The 15070-nt window shown below is 65.7% G+C and carries 16 protein-coding genes; 8 read left to right on the top strand and 8 right to left on the bottom strand.

The genetic code is table 11. The features are described from left to right. Positions 1-189 precede the first annotated feature (189 nt). The 4 genes from LVB77_RS03460 to LVB77_RS03445 all read left to right on the top strand — a co-directional run bounded on the left by LVB77_RS03460 (position 190) and on the right by LVB77_RS03445 (position 4489). Positions 190-1143: an Mbeg1-like protein gene (locus tag LVB77_RS03460; RefSeq protein ID WP_232908820.1), complete on the top strand. Its 954-nt coding sequence runs from the start codon at positions 190-192 to the stop codon at positions 1141-1143. Positions 1144-1392: 249 nt separating this feature from the next. After that, positions 1393-2340, top strand: coding sequence for a hypothetical protein (locus LVB77_RS03455; RefSeq protein WP_232908819.1), 948 nt, complete (start codon positions 1393-1395; stop codon positions 2338-2340). A 209-nt stretch (positions 2341-2549) separates the two neighbouring features. Beyond that, entirely contained in the window at positions 2550-3734 is a 1185-nt protein-coding gene (locus tag LVB77_RS03450; RefSeq protein ID WP_232908818.1) for an FAD-binding domain, read from the top strand. 305 nt (positions 3735-4039) lie between these two features. Continuing rightward, positions 4040-4489, top strand: coding sequence for a hypothetical protein (locus LVB77_RS03445; protein ID WP_232908817.1), 450 nt, complete (start codon positions 4040-4042; stop codon positions 4487-4489). Here LVB77_RS03445 and LVB77_RS03440 read toward each other — a convergent pair. Further along, positions 4486-5868 (bottom strand): hypothetical protein, encoded by a 1383-nt coding sequence (locus LVB77_RS03440; RefSeq protein ID WP_232908816.1) that lies wholly within the window; start codon positions 5866-5868, stop codon positions 4486-4488. The two genes, LVB77_RS03445 and LVB77_RS03440, sit on opposite strands and share 4 nt — an antisense overlap. A 308-nt stretch (positions 5869-6176) precedes the next feature. Here LVB77_RS03440 and LVB77_RS03435 point away from each other — a divergent pair, with 308 nt between their 5' ends. Beyond that, entirely contained in the window at positions 6177-7607 is a 1431-nt protein-coding gene (locus tag LVB77_RS03435; RefSeq protein ID WP_305068926.1) for a serine hydrolase domain-containing protein, read from the top strand. 364 nt (positions 7608-7971) lie between these two features. On the opposite strand, the gene LVB77_RS03430 is transcribed toward LVB77_RS03435, so the two are convergent. The 7 genes from LVB77_RS03430 to LVB77_RS03400 form a co-directional block, all read right to left on the bottom strand. Then, the gene (locus LVB77_RS03430; RefSeq protein WP_232908815.1) at positions 7972-8319 is read right to left on the bottom strand and encodes an antibiotic biosynthesis monooxygenase; all 348 of its coding nucleotides are present in this window, start codon (positions 8317-8319) and stop codon (positions 7972-7974) included. Positions 8320-8429: 110 nt separating this feature from the next. Further along, a complete protein-coding gene (locus LVB77_RS03425) occupies positions 8430-8963 on the bottom strand; it encodes a hypothetical protein (RefSeq protein WP_232908814.1) in 534 nt (177 codons plus the stop codon). Between the two features lie 62 nt (positions 8964-9025). After that, positions 9026-9421, bottom strand: coding sequence for a hypothetical protein (locus LVB77_RS03420; protein WP_232908813.1), 396 nt, complete (start codon positions 9419-9421; stop codon positions 9026-9028). A gap of 30 nt (positions 9422-9451) precedes the next feature. Continuing rightward, positions 9452-9841, bottom strand: a complete 390-nt coding sequence (locus tag LVB77_RS03415; RefSeq protein WP_232908812.1) for a hypothetical protein — start codon at positions 9839-9841, stop codon at positions 9452-9454. A 91-nt stretch (positions 9842-9932) separates the two neighbouring features. Further along, complete coding sequence (locus LVB77_RS03410) at positions 9933-10529, bottom strand: DUF1294 domain-containing protein (RefSeq protein WP_232908811.1); 597 nt, start codon at positions 10527-10529, stop codon at positions 9933-9935. A 95-nt stretch (positions 10530-10624) separates the two neighbouring features. Continuing rightward, positions 10625-11092 (bottom strand): LuxR family transcriptional regulator, encoded by a 468-nt coding sequence (locus LVB77_RS03405; RefSeq protein ID WP_232910142.1) that lies wholly within the window; start codon positions 11090-11092, stop codon positions 10625-10627. A gap of 422 nt (positions 11093-11514) precedes the next feature. Next, the gene (locus LVB77_RS03400; RefSeq protein ID WP_232908810.1) at positions 11515-13164 is read right to left on the bottom strand and encodes a diguanylate cyclase; all 1650 of its coding nucleotides are present in this window, start codon (positions 13162-13164) and stop codon (positions 11515-11517) included. 104 nt (positions 13165-13268) lie between these two features. On the opposite strand from LVB77_RS03400, the gene LVB77_RS03395 reads away from it, so the two are divergent. Genes LVB77_RS03395 through LVB77_RS03385 form a run of 3 tightly spaced genes read left to right on the top strand, consistent with a single transcriptional unit; the run spans position 13269 to position 15056 of the window. Next, the gene (locus LVB77_RS03395) at positions 13269-13982 is read left to right on the top strand and encodes a hypothetical protein (protein ID WP_232908809.1); all 714 of its coding nucleotides are present in this window, start codon (positions 13269-13271) and stop codon (positions 13980-13982) included. 31 nt (positions 13983-14013) lie between these two features. Next, on the top strand, positions 14014-14418 hold the full coding sequence (locus tag LVB77_RS03390) for a DUF1761 domain-containing protein (RefSeq protein ID WP_232908808.1): 405 nt from the start codon (positions 14014-14016) through the stop codon (positions 14416-14418). Positions 14419-14429: 11 nt separating this feature from the next. Continuing rightward, on the top strand, positions 14430-15056 hold the full coding sequence (locus LVB77_RS03385) for a 2-hydroxychromene-2-carboxylate isomerase (RefSeq protein ID WP_232908807.1): 627 nt from the start codon (positions 14430-14432) through the stop codon (positions 15054-15056). Positions 15057-15070 lie beyond the last annotated feature (14 nt).

The following is a 15070-nucleotide window of genomic DNA, read 5'->3' as shown; positions in this document are numbered from 1 at the left end:
GCAGTGGTCCGTCACAGCCCCCCGCCTAAACTGAGCGCCGCTCTCGGCTCAGTGGAAATTGCAGACAGAGTGCGCTTTCCTATGGCTTCATGAAGAACGCCCTGTTCCGCAGCCCTGGGGCAACCAGCACTTTCACTAGGCACTCGCCAGGTAAGTACCGGGCACGCAGCGCGCCATTCAAGGAGGAGTATGCGCATGACACTGATGGGGACAAACACAAAGCGAGTATTGGTGATGGCTGCTGCACTGATGGGCGCTGGATGTAACCATTCTGGGCTTATCAGCGAGCAAATTCCGTCGCCCGATCAAAAACATCTTGTCGATGATCGATACGCCTATATGAGTTGCGATGTCGGTTACGTCAAAGAACACTTCCCCGCCTGGCAGCTAGAAGTGGCGAACCGCACCTACCTGTACGCACTCATGTCGAGCAATGCCTACAGAGACGAGGGGCAGTACGTAATCCCAGGATGGACACGCACTCATCGTTACGAAAGCAGCAGTGGACTCGGCCTGGATGAGTACGTCCGTGATGGATCCTCACCCCGTGAGATGGTGGTGGCGTTCCGCGGTACTCAGTTCACCAGCCTGAAAGACTGGAAGACAAACCTGGCACTCATCGAGCCCTGGCAGCACCGTGAAGCCTACGACCACATCACGAATCTGCGTGAAAGTGAACCTGACACACAACTCATCGTAACGGGCCACTCGCTTGGTGGAGCTCTCGCGCTGAATATGTCAATGCGCTTCGACGACCTACCAGCCTTTGTCTTCAATAGTTCACCACGAGCGTTCTTCGCCGCCGAAGGAAAGCAAAATCCACGCGTCATCGTCTGGGAGACCGGCGAGTTCCTCAATGTATTCCGTCGTCCCTGGCTCGGTATCCGCATGCGCGGCCCAGATCAAGAACGAGCACCAATGAACTTCATCGACTACAACTGGTTCAACAGCCTGAAAGTCATTGCCGAACACAGCATGTACAAGCAAAGCCGCGGATTACTGATCGCCGCCATGGCGTACGGCAACCCGCATGCGAAGCAAACGTTCTCGTTGAACATTCCGCATCAGGAGGCACTTGTCGCCGACGCCGAAACCTGTGGAGCCGTGTTTGGACAAGCACTGGTACCGATTCAGATGAATTAGAAGCCGAATGTGGCGATCTATCATCTCTTAGCTCGCCATGGAAGCCCCAATACCGCAGCGATCCGCGGATAGAAATGAGGTGAAACCATGAGAATTCTTCTTGCTGTGCTTGTAGCTTTGTCGGTACTGCAATCCTCACAGGTCTTAGCTCAACCTTACGTTGTTCTGGTTCCGCCGCAAAGCTCTCCGCCATCTCGCTCATCGAGCATCGGGAGTCCTGGAACTGTCCTCAGCTACACCGAGGACATCATGAACATTTACGCCCGTAGCAGGCTGCTGCGTAGTGCACGCGAGCAATCCGACGCCATCGCAGCTTCTTATCTCGCATCACACCAACGAGAGAGCGTGCTCGTCAGCGTCGTTTGTCGCGGCTGCGATCTTTCCGACGGAAAGCCACAGGCGATCAGCGAGATCTCTGCTGCGCTGCACGGCACTGGGGAGTCATCAGACGAGGCGCTCGAATCTGGGATGCGATCGACCTTCTTACCGAATGGGTCAACAATCGTTGCACAGTACATCTATCGCGTGAACTCCGGCGTATCGGAGGGAAGGCGCGTGACGGTATCGGACTATGCAAGGGCTAGGGATGCGATCTTGCTAAAGGAGACAAAAGCGATTGAAGCATTGGAGGAATCGGCTGCATTTAACCGCAAAGCCGCGTCGAGAGAAGCAGATGCATCAAAGAAGGCGGCGCAACTGGCTAACGCCAATAGAGCCGAGGCGGAAGCAAGCCAGAGAAGAGAAGAGAAATCGGCACGAGAGAAAAACATAGCTCGATACCAGGAAGACAAGCAGGCAATTCTGGAAGGAAGAGCAACTTCTGAGCAGACCGAACGTGTGTCAAGGGATTGGGAAGATTATCTTCGCAGCCTAAACAAGGCCCGCTGCGCCCAGGGCGCTGATAACTGCAATCCCTGCCCTGTCTGCCGAAACGCGCTTTTCCCAGAAATCAATGTGCAAAACGAAATCTATCTCGCACCAAGAATCGCCGCGTCTGAACTAGTGATGAGCTCGCTTGCCCAAGAGAACCAGAACATAAGCACCGGAGCAAGGAAGGGACCCAGCGCCGCTGAGGCCCTGGAAGCGACACCGAGAATTGAAGGAATCATCGATCGAAATTATAGGCAACTCTTGGATTTAGAGGCGACCGGGAAGGGTGCCCGGCCGGTCCTTCCTGCTCAAAAATCCAGCCGATGACGACGCTCACCAACCTCGACGAATGTCTGTTCCGGCTCAGCGTGCGGTACCAGCTTGGAGCTGGGCAGCGCACGCCTTTCCGGCACATTCCGCGAAAGCCTGCGCTGCCGTCCTTTGTTGGCTACCGAGTTCGGTTGCTCGTGCAACATCAGACCGCCCACACGACCCACGTTGGCTCGCACCCACCCGACCGCAGAGATCACGCATAGATGAAAGTCGCCATCAACGGCGCCGGCATCGCCGGTACGGCGCTCGCCTACTGGCTGAGCAAGCAAGGCCACGAGGTGCTGCTGGTGGAGCGGGCGCCCGCGCTGCGCACCGGCGGGTTTGTGGTGAACCTATGGGGCATCGGCTACGACGCGCTGGAACGGATGGGGCTGCTGCCCGGGCTGCTGGCGTTGCAGCACCACTCCGACGAGCTGCGCATGGTGGATCGGTCGGGGCGCACGCGGGGCGGCTACCCCTCCAGCGTGTTGTTGAAGCTGGCCAAGGGGCGCATGGCCACGCTGGCCCGCTACGACATCGCCGCCACGATCTACGGTGCCTTGGAGGGCCGGGTGGAGACGCTGTTCGGCGACAGCATTGCTTCGATCGACGACGACGGGGCGCGGGTACGTGTTGGGTTCGAGCAGGTGGCGCCGCGGGAGTTCGATCTGGTGATCGGCGCGGACGGTCTGCATTCGCGCGTGCGGCCGTTGGTCTTCGGGCCTGACGACAGGTTCGAGTATCCGATGGGCTGCCATGTGGCGTCGTTCGAGGTCGCCGGTTACCGGCCCCGCAACGGCATTACCTACGTGGCCTATACCGCGCCCGGCCGCTACGTGGCGCGCTTCCCGCTGCGCGACGATCGCATGCTGTTCTTCGTGTTGCTGCGGGACGAGCACCTGCCGGGGCGGGCCCCGACCAATGCGGCCGAGCGCAAGGCGGCGTTGACCGGCGCGCTGGCCGGCATCGGCTGGGAATCGGACAGCATCGTGGCGGCGCTGGCGCAGGCGGAGGACGTCTACTTCGACAGCATCAGCCAGATCCGCATGGACGCGTGGGCGCGGGGCCGGGTGGCCTTGATCGGCGACGCCGCGGCCTGCCCTTCCCTGATCGCGGGCGAGGGGGCGGGCTTCGCGCTGGCGCAGGCCTACGTGCTGGCGGGCGAGTTGCATCGGCACGGCGGCGATACGGCGGCGGCCCTCGCGCAGTATCAGGCGCGCCTGCAGACGGCCATTGCGCGTAAGCAGAAGTTGGCTGAAAGCCTGGCGGCGTCGTTCGTCCCGCGAACGGCGCTGGGGGTGCGCGTGCGCGACTACGCCACGCTGCTGATGCGCCTGCCGGTCTTCCCCAAGCTGCTGATGGGGCGCTACTTCCACGACGAGGTCGCGTTGCCGGAGTACGGGATCTGATACGCGGCGGCTCCCTCGCAGCCGGGTGCCGCTGCGCATCGCCCTTAGGCAGCGGCGCCAGAGAATCCGCCGCCGGCTCCAGGACCACCTGGGCAGGCTCTCGGCGATACAGGCGCCGCCGCCTCGTGCCATAGGCCTCCGTACCGCTCCGCAGGATCGGCGCGCTCTCTCCCCAGCTAGTCGCCGTTGACAGCGGCAGCCCGACACGCCTAGTTTCCGCCACACGCCTAAGTCACATCAGGCGAAAGGAAGCTCCCCAAGGGGAACCACATCGCTCCTTGGGGAATATCCACAGGGGAGGAGCCATGAAACTCGCTAGCGCGATCGTTTGTGTGTCGCTGTGCGCCGCTGCCGGGCAGGCCCGGGCGCAGGCCGTGCCGTTGGGATCCAATCCCATCATCGGCGGCGTTACGGTGTCGTGTCCCGGCACATTGACCTACATCGTGCCGATGGACGACCTGGCCAAGGCGGTGCCGGGGGAGATACACCTCAATCCCCAGTTCTTCTCGCAGCCAGCGGAAGTGCAGATCTTCGTCTACGCGCACGAATGCGCGCACCAGTTCTACGGTGGCGGCCCGATCGGCGAAGCCAACGCGGACTGCTGGGCGATGAAGCGCGGCCGCGACCAGGGCTGGATGCCGCCGCATACGACGGCGCTGATCGCCGAGTCGGTGATCTACACAGCGGGCGACTGGAGCCACGCACCCGGGCCGCAGCGCGTGGAGCATATGGCGGTCTGCTACAACACGCCTTAGCCGCCGAAGGTCTGGTTGAAGTAGCGCAGGCGCAGTTCGTCGCGGCGCTGCACGCTCAGGCATTGCGCGGTTTCGCCCAGGTTGCAGCGCGCGATCGACGGCTCTTCGATCCAGATGCGGAACCGGGTATCCAGTACGACCTGCTGGCGCTGGCGCCGCAGCTGCGCCAGTTGGTTTTCCAAGGTGCGCATTTGGTACTCACGGGCGGGCGTGCTGGGAAGCTGGGCCAGCGCGCCCATTTGCTGCATCACCTGGTCCTGCTGGTTCAGCGCCGTCTCCGCGTCCGGGATATCGATCATGCGCACGGGCAGTTGGGCGCGGATGTCGTAGTCGTCGCGTGGGAGGTCCGCCGGATACACGCAGTCGCGGTCGTTCGGTATGCATTGCTGCAGCGTGTTCTTGAGGCGGTCGTACTGGGCGATGGCGCTGTCTTGCAGCAGTTCGATCCGGCGCAGGTCGGCCGCTTCGAACAGGCCGTAGCCGTAGCGGTTCTGGCGCATGTCGTTCATGGCGTTGATCAGGGCCTCCAGGCGGAGGTACTGATCGGCGATCAGGCCGATGTCCTGATCCACGGCGTTCTGGGACTGCGGGAAATTCGGCAGCTCGGAGTAATAGGTGATGCCGATTTCCACCGGCGCGGCGCCCTCGGCGACGGTGCCCAGTTCCTTCACCAGCTCGCGCAACTCGCCCTCGGTGGTGGCCACGCGGGTGCCGGTGCCGCCCAACTGCGTGTAGTGGATCGACAAGCGCCCTTCCTTGCTCATCTTGTCGAGGATCTGCTTGGCCGACGCGGAGGCGCTGAACAGGCCGTAGGCGCCGGCCATCTTGCCCTTGACCTCGTTGCGTTCGGTCTGGGTGCGCGTATAGAACGAATACACGCCCTGGATGCCCGATTGCAGGAAGATCGATGACACGAAGGCGTCGCCGCAGCGGCGGCGGAACTCGATGGGATTCTTCTCCGCCAGTTGCACCAGCGCGCTGTGCAGGCGGATCGCATTGCCCTGCTCGGGGCCTTCGTCCTTGGGGACCAGGTAGGTCGCGCCGCGCGCGATGCGCAGGTCGACGCTGATGTTCAAGGAGTTCATGTCCATCTTGTAGGTGCGCAGCAGCGAGCCGCTGGCGGACCCCGAAGCGCCGATGATCCAGCTGGCCTTGGCCTTGGCGGACATCGACAGGGACGACATGAACGAGCCGGTGTCGGTGAACTCCTCGAAACGCTGCGTGCGTTTTTCGGATTTGTCTTCCGCCTGGCTCGCCACCACGCAGTTCTCGTTGGTCTTGAGCAAGCGCGTCGAATGCCAGCCCGTGCCCAGTTGCACGCCGGTATCCGGATACGGCGCCTTCTCGCCGGCGGCTGCGCCCATCGAATACATGCCCATCGAACACGCGGCCAGCGCCGCGCATGCGCCCACTATCGCCCGAGCCTTCCCCATATCCCTCCCCCCAGAGGATCAACGTAGCGCTCAATGTATCCAAAGAATGGGGCCGAATTCATCTACCCGGGCCGGACCATGGCCACCGACCGGCCTGGCCCGATGCGCCGAACCGGTGGCCGCCAAGTACGGAAACCCGCGGCGCATCGGGCAAGCTAACGCCCGCTACGGCGCCGGTGCCGCGCGCGGCGAGGCCGGCGCTGCGCCCAGGACGCCTTACGACTTTGGGAGACGGAATGATCTTCAGGCAGACCATGGCGCTGTTGTTCGGGCTTACACTGCTGCTGCCGGGCTCGGCCCTGGCCGATGACGCGCTGTCTGCGGCGCTGACGCGGCAGTTGGAGACCAATCGGCAGCGCTACGGCATCGCCGGCCAGGCACTGTTGGTGGCGCACGATGGGCAGGTGCTGTTCCGCGGCGCGGACGGCGAGGCGGATGTGGAGCGCCACGAACGGGCGACCGCCGATCATGTGTTCGCGGCCTACTCCTTGAGCAAGCTGTTCGCCGGCATCCTGGTGATGCAGTTGGTCGAACAGGGCCGGGTGGATCTGGACCGACCGGCCAGCACCTACGTGCCCGGCCTGCCTGCGTCTTGGCGGACCATCGCGGTACGCGACTTCCTGGATCACACCTCGGGGGTGCCGGAGTACTTCATCGCCAGACCGGACGGGGGCGCCCTGGCGACCACGGACTTCCCCAAGGATTTGCCTGCGGTGTTCGTGTCGCTGGCCGATACGCCGCTGTCGTTCCCGACCGGCACCGACACGCGCTATACGCAGACCAACTTCCTGGTGCTGACCGCGCTGTTGGAGGCCCACTACGGCAAGCCGTACGCGCAGATCGCCGAAGAACGCATCGTGCGCAAGCTGCAACTGGGCCATACCGGGTGGGGCCCGGCCGCGCGGTCGGAACAGCGCGTGGTGCGCAGTTATGTCGGCAAGAACGGGCGCCTGGAACCGGAACAGGACATCGCCTGGCCCCGCTACGCCTATGGCCATGCCGCGCTGTATCTCACGCTGGACGACCTCGCCCGGTTCCTGCAGGCGGTGACCTCGGGCGAACTGGTGACTAAGGCCACGCTGCGCCGGCTCTGGCAGCCCCGCACGCTGAGCAACGGACGGCGCGGCGGGTTCGCCGCCGGTTGGGAGTACGGCGAGAGCGGCGAGTATCGGCAAGTCGGCCATGACGGCGGCACGCGCGTGCGGGTGCGCGTGCTGTTTCGGGATTCGCTGGACGAGGACGTCTACGTGTTCGCGTACCTGACCAACGGCAGCGTGCGCAACGTCTGGTCGCGCGTGCTGGTGGGCAGCGCGATGGCGGTGGTGGCGCCGGATCGGTTCCCGGCGGAGGCGCTATCCGAAACGCTGGTGGGCTACGCGTTGAAGGCGCCGGCGCCGGGAGACGCGCGAGCGCAAGCCCGATCGCTACGCGCCCAGCGCGCGCTCGACGATGCGGAGTTGGAACGCGCGGTCAACACGGCGGGTTATTCCATTCGCGAGAATCTTGGCATCGATCCCGCGTTGTACGTCTTCGAGCTCAACACGACGTTGTTTCCGGACTCGCCCAACACTTGGGACAGCCTGGCCGAGGCATACGCGGCCAAGGGCGATGCGAAGCGGGCGAAGGTGTTGTACGACAAGGCGCATCGGCTTGCGGAACGGGCTAAAGCGGATAAAACGCCGTAGAGCCAGGCCCACCTGCTGCGGTGTGGGCCGCCAAGCGCGAATTGCCTGGTCGCACTAAAACCAAGGCTTGTACGGTCTGACCAGCCCGCCGTACCGGCGCGCTAGCCGAGCCCCCATCGGCAATCCGAGTACATAGGCCGCTATTAGCGCCGGCACCAGCCACAGGCGGCCCGACAGTCGGCGCGCGGCTAAAACGACGAGTATCGACAACACGAGAATGGGCATCAGCGCCAGGAGCATAGTCGGGCGGCTCAGCATGTGTTCTGACTTGCACTGACTGCAAAGAAATGTCTCTGGCGACCTCGATGGGGCCAAGTCCCAGTTTGTAAGGTGCATGGGCGCTTCGCACTCCAAACAGGTGAAATCAGACATTCTGGCTTTGACTCGGGTCGTGACTGAGCGGCGCGAGAAAGTCCGCCACCGGCTCCAGGATCACCTCGGGCAGGCTCTCGGCGATGCACGAGCGCATCCGCTGCCAGGCTTCGGGGTCCACGGACGGGCGCGCGAGTCCTTCGGCTTTCGCTGCCGCCGACGGCCATTGGGTGTAGCTGTACCAAATCGCGTCCGGCCCGCGGTGCAGGCGCGAGCCGAGCGAGCCGCGCTCGGCGCGTAGCAACTGGGTGACGCGAGACCAGGCCTCGACGAAGGTGGGTTCGGTGCCGGGATGCAGACGCCAACGGTAGAGGGCGCAGAACGGGGGGTCGGTGTTCATGCCGGTAGCTCGTGGAGTGAGGTGGTGACACGGGCCAATGTAGGGAGGGCCGCGATCCGAGGCCTTAGAGGGTCGATACGCATGAGGTCTGGCCCTGTCGTCGACACGACTTAGTCCGTCCGAAGGGTCGACAGCACCGCATTGGCCGCCTCGATCTCGGCTTCGCCCGCATCCAAGGGGGTGATGACCACCATGTTGGCGAACCAGGTCATGGTGGAATGGACGCAGCTGGTATAGGCGCGCTGGTCGGAGCCCGGCTGTTTGGCGACGACGCGATGGTCGCAGGTCCAGCCATCGGGCAGCGCCAGGCCACGCGCCGGCAGCTTGGGGCCGGCGGGCTCGATGCTGCCGAACTCGGTGTGCAATCCGTCGAGCAGTTGCTGGGCCACCATCGCCTGCATTCGGGTGGGCTTTACGCTTTCGAACTCGCTGAAGCCGATGGCCACGGCACGCTCCGGTCCCATGATCAACAGCCGGGTGGCATCGCCTTCGCGGCCTTCGATGACCGTTTCCCATTGGGCCTGGTCGAACGTCAGCGCGATGTGGCGCAAAGGCGCCCGGGGCACAAAGCCGTCTTGCGCCGACGAACAACCGGCCGAGAGCAGCGCGCACAGCAGGGCCGTGGTCGGCCAGTATCGTTTCACCTATCCCCTCTTTACGCCGTCTGCGGCGCGGCACAATCGAATCGAGCACCGCATCCTACTGGTTACTGGGCCGAGGTCGCCGCCGCCCAAACCAAGGCCGTTACCCCCAGCAACCCTATCCAGCCCGGATGGCGCCCCCTGGTGCCCACCAGTACCAGCAAGGCGCCTCCCAGGAACGTGAACATGACCGCCGCCAGCACGACCTCGGCAAGCGAGTAGCGGCCGCCCGGAGAGGCCAGATAGACGAGCACCGCACTGAAACCCGCCGCGCACACGCTGACCAGGTGCCACGACGCCCACAGGATCCTGACGTGGCGTTCTTTGAGCGGCGGAGCGCTCAGGGCTGGAACGATGCCGCCGTCACGCAAGCGGCGGAATATCAGTATCTCGCCGAGCACGGAATGCACCGCGGCGATGAGGATCGCGAGCACGGCGGCCGCTAGCGCGTATGTCTGCATCTTCCAGTCCTTTGCGATGGCCGCTTTCGCTCAAGAATCGTCGTTGCGCCACTCCGGCCAGATCATCCCGGTGTTTGAGAATGATCCGTCGAAGACGTGTATTTCCTTACAGGCCGCCAGCTCCGCAGCCAACTGCGGGGGCAGTGCAACCTCCGGCAGGGCCACTCGAACGTAAGCACCCTGCATATCCGACCAGTCGTAGGCGTACAGGCCGACACGCGCATAGCTCTGCCAGACCGCGGCGCTGCCCCAGCCCGTAATGGGGATGAACTCCCCGATCGCATCGTAGGCCGATGCGTTGGCGCGCACCCTTTCGGGAGCGATGCCATAGCCGGCGGTGGCGAAGAGGGCGTAGCGGCCGTCCTGATCGATCGAAAACCAATCGAACTCTCTGCCTTCGATGTCGGTAGGGGTATTCATCGCAACGGGCGTCCGGAAGGCGTCGATCTACACATCGGTTTGCGGCTGCGGCTCGAAGGCAAGGCTGATGCGCCTATCCGCCCAACCTGTCTTAGACGACGCCGCTGTACACCAGCCATGCCACCACCGTCAGGTTGGCGAACACGGTAATCCAGAAGGCGAACTGGAACGAGGCTTTTATCGTCTTGTGGCGCGACAGTTGTTGGGCGATGAGGGCGCCCGGCCAGCCGCCCAGCAGGTCGACGACGTGCAAGGTGTTTTCGGGCGTGCGCCGTGCGTCCTTACCGGCCGCGGCTTTGTCGAGGGTGTACATCAGGAACGACACGCTGCTCATCAACAGGTAGCCGGCCATGACGACGATGGGAAGCAGGCCGAGAAATGCGCAGGCCACCGTTGCCAGCAAGAACAGCAAGCCGATGGCCAGCCGGGGTATCGGCAGCGGCTTGGGGGGCCTGGACGGTTTGCGCGCTTCGATCTTCTGGCCGGCGAAGCGCACATCCACCGCATTCGTACGGCCGCGTCCGTCCTTGACGGTGGCGTACGAGATCAGGTCGCCGTCGACCGGTCGGCGCGAGCCGAACTGGAAGGCCTTGGCGTGGACGAAGGCGCGGCTGCCGCCGTCGTGCGGCACGACGAAGCCGTAGCCCTTGTCTTCGTTCCAGTCCGAGATGCGTCCGACCTGTCGCATTGTCGCAATGCCGCCTCCGTGCCATCGGCATTTTGACCGACTTTAGGGCGTTCGGGGGCTGATGGTGCGAGCAGGCCCGACTGAGCGGCCGCGTGTCAGGGCGCGTCCGCGGCGCGCGAGAACTGCGCGGTGCGCATCTTCGGGGTGCCGTCGGAGGTGAAGTAGGTTTCGGTTTCGGTGAGGGTCTTGCGGTCGGCGCTGACGGTGTAGACGCGGGTCGAACGGGGGATCTTTTCGTAGACGAACTGCATGACCAGCACGTCGGGCGCGGGCATCTTGGCGGCGAGCACGTCGACCCAGTAGGTGCCGGTGGCGCGGCCGGGGGTGGCGTCCAGGGACAGGGTGGATTCGGAATGCATCTTGCCGTCGTTCTGATCGACGATGTCGACGCGGGTGGTCCATTGGCCGTTGGGGGCGTCGCGGAACTCGAGGTCCACGCGCTTGGGGCGGACCGCGGGCGGCATGGGAAGGGTGCTGACGTCCAGGGACCAGCGGCCGATCAGGGGGGACTTCGAGGGCGATGCGGCGTGGGCGGGCGCGGCCTGGAGGGCGACGATCGTCAGTAGGGCGGCGATGCGGAGCATGGGTTGCCTCGGCGGGGGAGCGGCTGTCGGTGGTGTGGGACTTTACCCGGGCGGGTGTAAGGCGGGTGTTGGCGCGTGTTCGGCACGGCTCAGGTGAGTACCGGTTCGTCGCATGGGGAGTGGTGTGCGCTGGCGATGTCCGACCTTGGGTTCGGAAGGCGGACTATTGGCCGTTGCTGTTGGGGGCTGGGCGGGGGTGGATTTGCTACTCGATTTGGAGCCAATCGCGGCTTACGCCGCTCCCACAGAAAGCGGAAGGGGCGCAGGGGTCTGTGGCTTGCGATGTATGCGAGGCGGCGCGGTCGCAGCTTACGCAGCGCCTACAAGGGCGGTTGGAGCTGCGATGCGGATGAGGGCGCGTGGCCGCGGCTGACGCCGCTCCTACCCCAAAGCCTGGTGGCTTAGACGGCGACGGACTGGGTGTCGAGCATGACCACGCGGTTGCGGCCTTCGTGTTTGGCTTTGTACATCGCGGCGTCGGCGCGCTGGATCAGGGTGGCGGCGCTGTCGTCGGGGCCGCATTCGACCACGCCGATGCTCAGGGTCAGCGCGACCGGCATGCCTTTGACTTCGCGGCAGCGGCGTTCGACTTTGCGGCGGATCTGTTCGGCGGTTTCGCGCGCGACGATGTCGCTGACGCCGGGCAGCAGCAGCAGGAATTCCTCGCCGCCGATGCGGCCCAGTTGATAGGCGGGCATGGTTTCGGAATGGATGCTTTCGGTGACGGCGCACAGGCAGGCGTCGCCGACGGGATGGCCGTAGCTGTCGTTGATGGCCTTGAAGTGGTCCAGGTCGAGGAACAGCACGGCCAGCGATTGGCGCTTGCGGCGCGCTTCGGCGACGGCGCGGTTGAGGCGGGTGATGATGCCGGCTCGGTTGAGCACGCCGGTGAGAGCGTCGTGTTCGGCGTGCAGTTGGGCGACGTCGCGCTCGCGGCGGAAGGTGAGCATGCGGTCGGCCAGGCCCAGCACCAGCACCACCGCGGCGAAGGCCTGCATCACCGGCAGGCCGTATTCCAGCCAGGGCGCCAACGGCACGCCGGCGCTGAGCTGCATGGCGCGCGCGGTGGAGACGGTGACCAGCGGCACCCAGGCGATCAGCACGAAACCAGCGTGGCGGCCGCCGCGCAGCCAGACCGCGGCCAGGGTGACCACGGCCAGCACGTTGGCCAGCATCAGCAGGCCGTTGCCCAGCGGCGGGAACCAGGCCTTGCTGACCGGCCACGGCGAGACCAGCAGCACCAGCATGACCAGCGGTATCCAGGCGCCGACGATCAGCAGCGCGCGCGTGAGCCAGGGCGCGCGCGGGCGCAGGTCGGCGAACTCGGCCAGGAACAGCACGGTGACGATGGTGGAGGACGTGGCCACGAACCAGATGCCGGCGACGCCGAAACGCCCCAGCCAGGCCAGCGCCGGCAGCGCGTATGCGTCGCCATAGGCGCACAGCACGTACAGCAGCTGCAGCACCATGCTGGCCGAGAACAGCAGGTACACGCGCTCGCGCAGCTGCGTCCAGAACAGCAGCACCACCAGCGACACGCCCACCAGGATGCCCATGCTGAGCCAGAGCACGCGCACGTGGCGGTGGTCTTCGACCGCGTACTCGGCGCTGGTGCGCACGGCGATCTGCAGCGGATAGCGCGCGCCCTCCACGCCCACGTACACCGGGCCGGCCGCGCTCAACGGAAACGCGAGCGAGCGCCGCGAATGGCTGGCCTGGGGGCCCGGGTCGAAAATGGTGGCGCTTTGGGGGCGGTAATCGGGCGGCGCCATTACGGTGATGCGGGCGCTGAAGGGGTGGTAGACCAGCAGCACGCGCGGCTCTTCCGAGGACTCCGGCCGCAGCCGCCACCAGCCACGGCCGTTCTGCGCGCCGCTGAGCTGGGCCGCGCCGGGCTGGGCGACGTAGGCGGCATCGGGCAGGGCGCGCAGGGCCTCGAAGGTGGCCGGGGCGGGCCGGTCCAGGCGCTCGACGCGCACGAGGCCGGCAGCCCACGCCGGGGCGCAGACACTGCACAGCACCAACCACGCCGCGATCCAGACTCGTTTCATCGGCTCCCCGCGTCGGGCCCAGTGTCTGCCCGGGCGGTGCGCGCGACAAGCCCCCGCCCGACGTATGCTGGCGGCGTTTCGGACCGGACTGCGGGACGCCCCTGATGCCATCGTTGTCATTGCCGCTGCTGGCCGCCGCCGCGTTGAGCGGCGCGGTCGCCTTGCAGCCGCCCGGCCAGTTCCACGGCGACGAGCCGGTGGCGCGCGACGGCGAAACCTGGCTGGCCCTGCGCGCCAGCGGCGAACGCGCCTGGCTGAGTTCGACCCGGCTGCGGGTACAGGCGGTGGAAGACCCGCTGCTGGACGAGGCCGGTCAGACCAGCGGCCGCCGCGTGACCTCGGCGCTGGAGCCCGACCACGAGGCGCCGGGCAACCAGATCGTGGCCTACCTGCGCGGCAGCGGCCTGGCCGCGGGCGCGGTGCTGGCGGCGCGGATCGACCGCCGCAGCGAACCCGGCGCGGTGCCGGCGTACCAGTTGCAGCACGGCGGCCAGCGTTACCAGATCCGCACCGCCTGCACGCCCCAGCGCAGCGAACACGCCAGCCACGACTGCCGCATCCTGTTGCGCGGCGCCGGCGGCGAGCAGACGCTGGCGCGCATGGCCGGACGCGAGGAAGGCGGCAAGGTGCTGCTGGGCGACGACGCGTCGCCGGCGCTGCTGTTCGCCGGCGATATCGATCGCGACGGCAGGCTCGATCTGATCTTCGATCTGAGCGATCACTACAACGTATCGCGGCCGACGCTGTTCCTGTCGTCGCGCGCCAGGGACGGCGAACTGTTGCACGCGGCATCGCATTACGAATCCGTCGGCTGCTGAAGCCGTCCGTCCCCGCTCCGGAGTTCCTGGCATGACCCTACCCAACATCGATTTCAACTGGCTGGCGGTGATCGCCGCGGCCGCGTCCGCGTTCCTGCTGGGCGGCATCTGGTACGGGCCGCTGTTCAAGAAGGCCTGGTGCCGCGAGGCCGGGGTGGATCCGGACTCGGCGCCGCGGCATCCGGCGCGGATCTTCGCCATCGCCTTCGTCTGCAGCCTGCTGTCGGCGCTGATCTTCACCATCCTGCTGCCCACCGGCGCCAATGCGGCGGACGGTTTCGGCGTGGGCTTCGTGGTCGGCCTGTTCTTCGTGGCGATGAGCTTCGGCATCAACTACGCCTTCGCCCAGCGCAGCCTCAAGCTGTGGATGATCGACAGCGGCTACCACATCCTTCAGTTCATCCTGTACGGGGTGATCCTGGGCGCATGGCGTTGAGGGCTTAGACGATGACCGCGATCGACTGGTACTTCGATTTCATCTCGCCGTTCTCCTACTTGGCCTGGCAGAAGGTCAAAACCTTGTCGGCAGCGACGCCGCTGCGGCCGGTGCCGGTGGTGTTCGGCGCGGTGCTGGTGGCGCACGGCCAGAAGGGCCCTGCGGAGATCCCCGGCAAACGCGAGTTCACCTACCGCCACGTGCTGTGGCAGTCGCGCCAGGAGGGCGTGGCGCTGCGCTTCCCGCCCACGCATCCGTTCAATCCGCTGCCGGCGCTGCGCCTGTGCGTGGCGGCCGGCGCCACCGCCGAATCGGTGGACGCGATCTTCGAATGGATCTGGGGCCAGGGCCATGCCGGCGACAGCCTGGAGGCGCTGGCGCCGCTGGCGGCCGCGCTGGGCGTGGACGCGGACACGATCGGCAGCGACGCCACCAAGGCGGCGCTGCGCGCCAACACCGAAGCGGCGATCGCGGCCGGCGTGTACGGCGTGCCCACCCTGGCTTTCGACGGGGCGATGTTCTGGGGCAACGACGCCCACGACTTCGCCCTGGCGGCGCTGCGCGACCCGGGCGTGCTCGCCGACCCCGAAATGCAGCGGGTTGGCACATTGCCTGTGGGGGTACAGCGCCCAGCCTGAACGCCGCCGGCTCC

The sequence above is a fragment of the Lysobacter sp. 5GHs7-4 genome, from assembly GCF_021284765.1.
Taxonomy (GTDB): Bacteria; Pseudomonadota; Gammaproteobacteria; order Xanthomonadales; family Xanthomonadaceae; genus Lysobacter.
This window is presented reverse-complemented; position numbering and strand designations above follow the sequence as displayed.

Bases quoted from the DNA above. Each gene is read 5' to 3' on its own strand.
- LVB77_RS03400 (WP_232908810.1), bottom strand. From the start codon at position 13,164: ATGAAACGAGTCTGGATCGCGGCGTGGTTGGTGCTGTGCAGTGTCTGC.
- LVB77_RS03395 (WP_232908809.1), top strand. From the start codon at position 13,269: ATGCCATCGTTGTCATTGCCGCTGCTGGCCGCCGCCGCGTTGAGCGGC.
- LVB77_RS03385 (WP_232908807.1), top strand. From the start codon at position 14,430: ATGACCGCGATCGACTGGTACTTCGATTTCATCTCGCCGTTCTCCTAC.
- LVB77_RS03415 (WP_232908812.1), bottom strand. From the start codon at position 9,841: ATGAATACCCCTACCGACATCGAAGGCAGAGAGTTCGATTGGTTTTCG.
- LVB77_RS03450 (WP_232908818.1), top strand. From the start codon at position 2,550: ATGAAAGTCGCCATCAACGGCGCCGGCATCGCCGGTACGGCGCTCGCC.
- LVB77_RS03455 (WP_232908819.1), top strand. From the start codon at position 1,393: ATGAACATTTACGCCCGTAGCAGGCTGCTGCGTAGTGCACGCGAGCAA.
- LVB77_RS03390 (WP_232908808.1), top strand. From the start codon at position 14,014: ATGACCCTACCCAACATCGATTTCAACTGGCTGGCGGTGATCGCCGCG.
- LVB77_RS03445 (WP_232908817.1), top strand. From the start codon at position 4,040: ATGAAACTCGCTAGCGCGATCGTTTGTGTGTCGCTGTGCGCCGCTGCC.
- LVB77_RS03420 (WP_232908813.1), bottom strand. From the start codon at position 9,421: ATGCAGACATACGCGCTAGCGGCCGCCGTGCTCGCGATCCTCATCGCC.
- LVB77_RS03440 (WP_232908816.1), bottom strand. From the start codon at position 5,868: ATGGGCATGTATTCGATGGGCGCAGCCGCCGGCGAGAAGGCGCCGTAT.
- LVB77_RS03435 (WP_305068926.1), top strand. From the start codon at position 6,177: ATGGCGCTGTTGTTCGGGCTTACACTGCTGCTGCCGGGCTCGGCCCTG.
- LVB77_RS03430 (WP_232908815.1), bottom strand. From the start codon at position 8,319: ATGAACACCGACCCCCCGTTCTGCGCCCTCTACCGTTGGCGTCTGCAT.
- LVB77_RS03410 (WP_232908811.1), bottom strand. From the start codon at position 10,529: ATGCGACAGGTCGGACGCATCTCGGACTGGAACGAAGACAAGGGCTAC.
- LVB77_RS03460 (WP_232908820.1), top strand. From the start codon at position 190: ATGCGCATGACACTGATGGGGACAAACACAAAGCGAGTATTGGTGATG.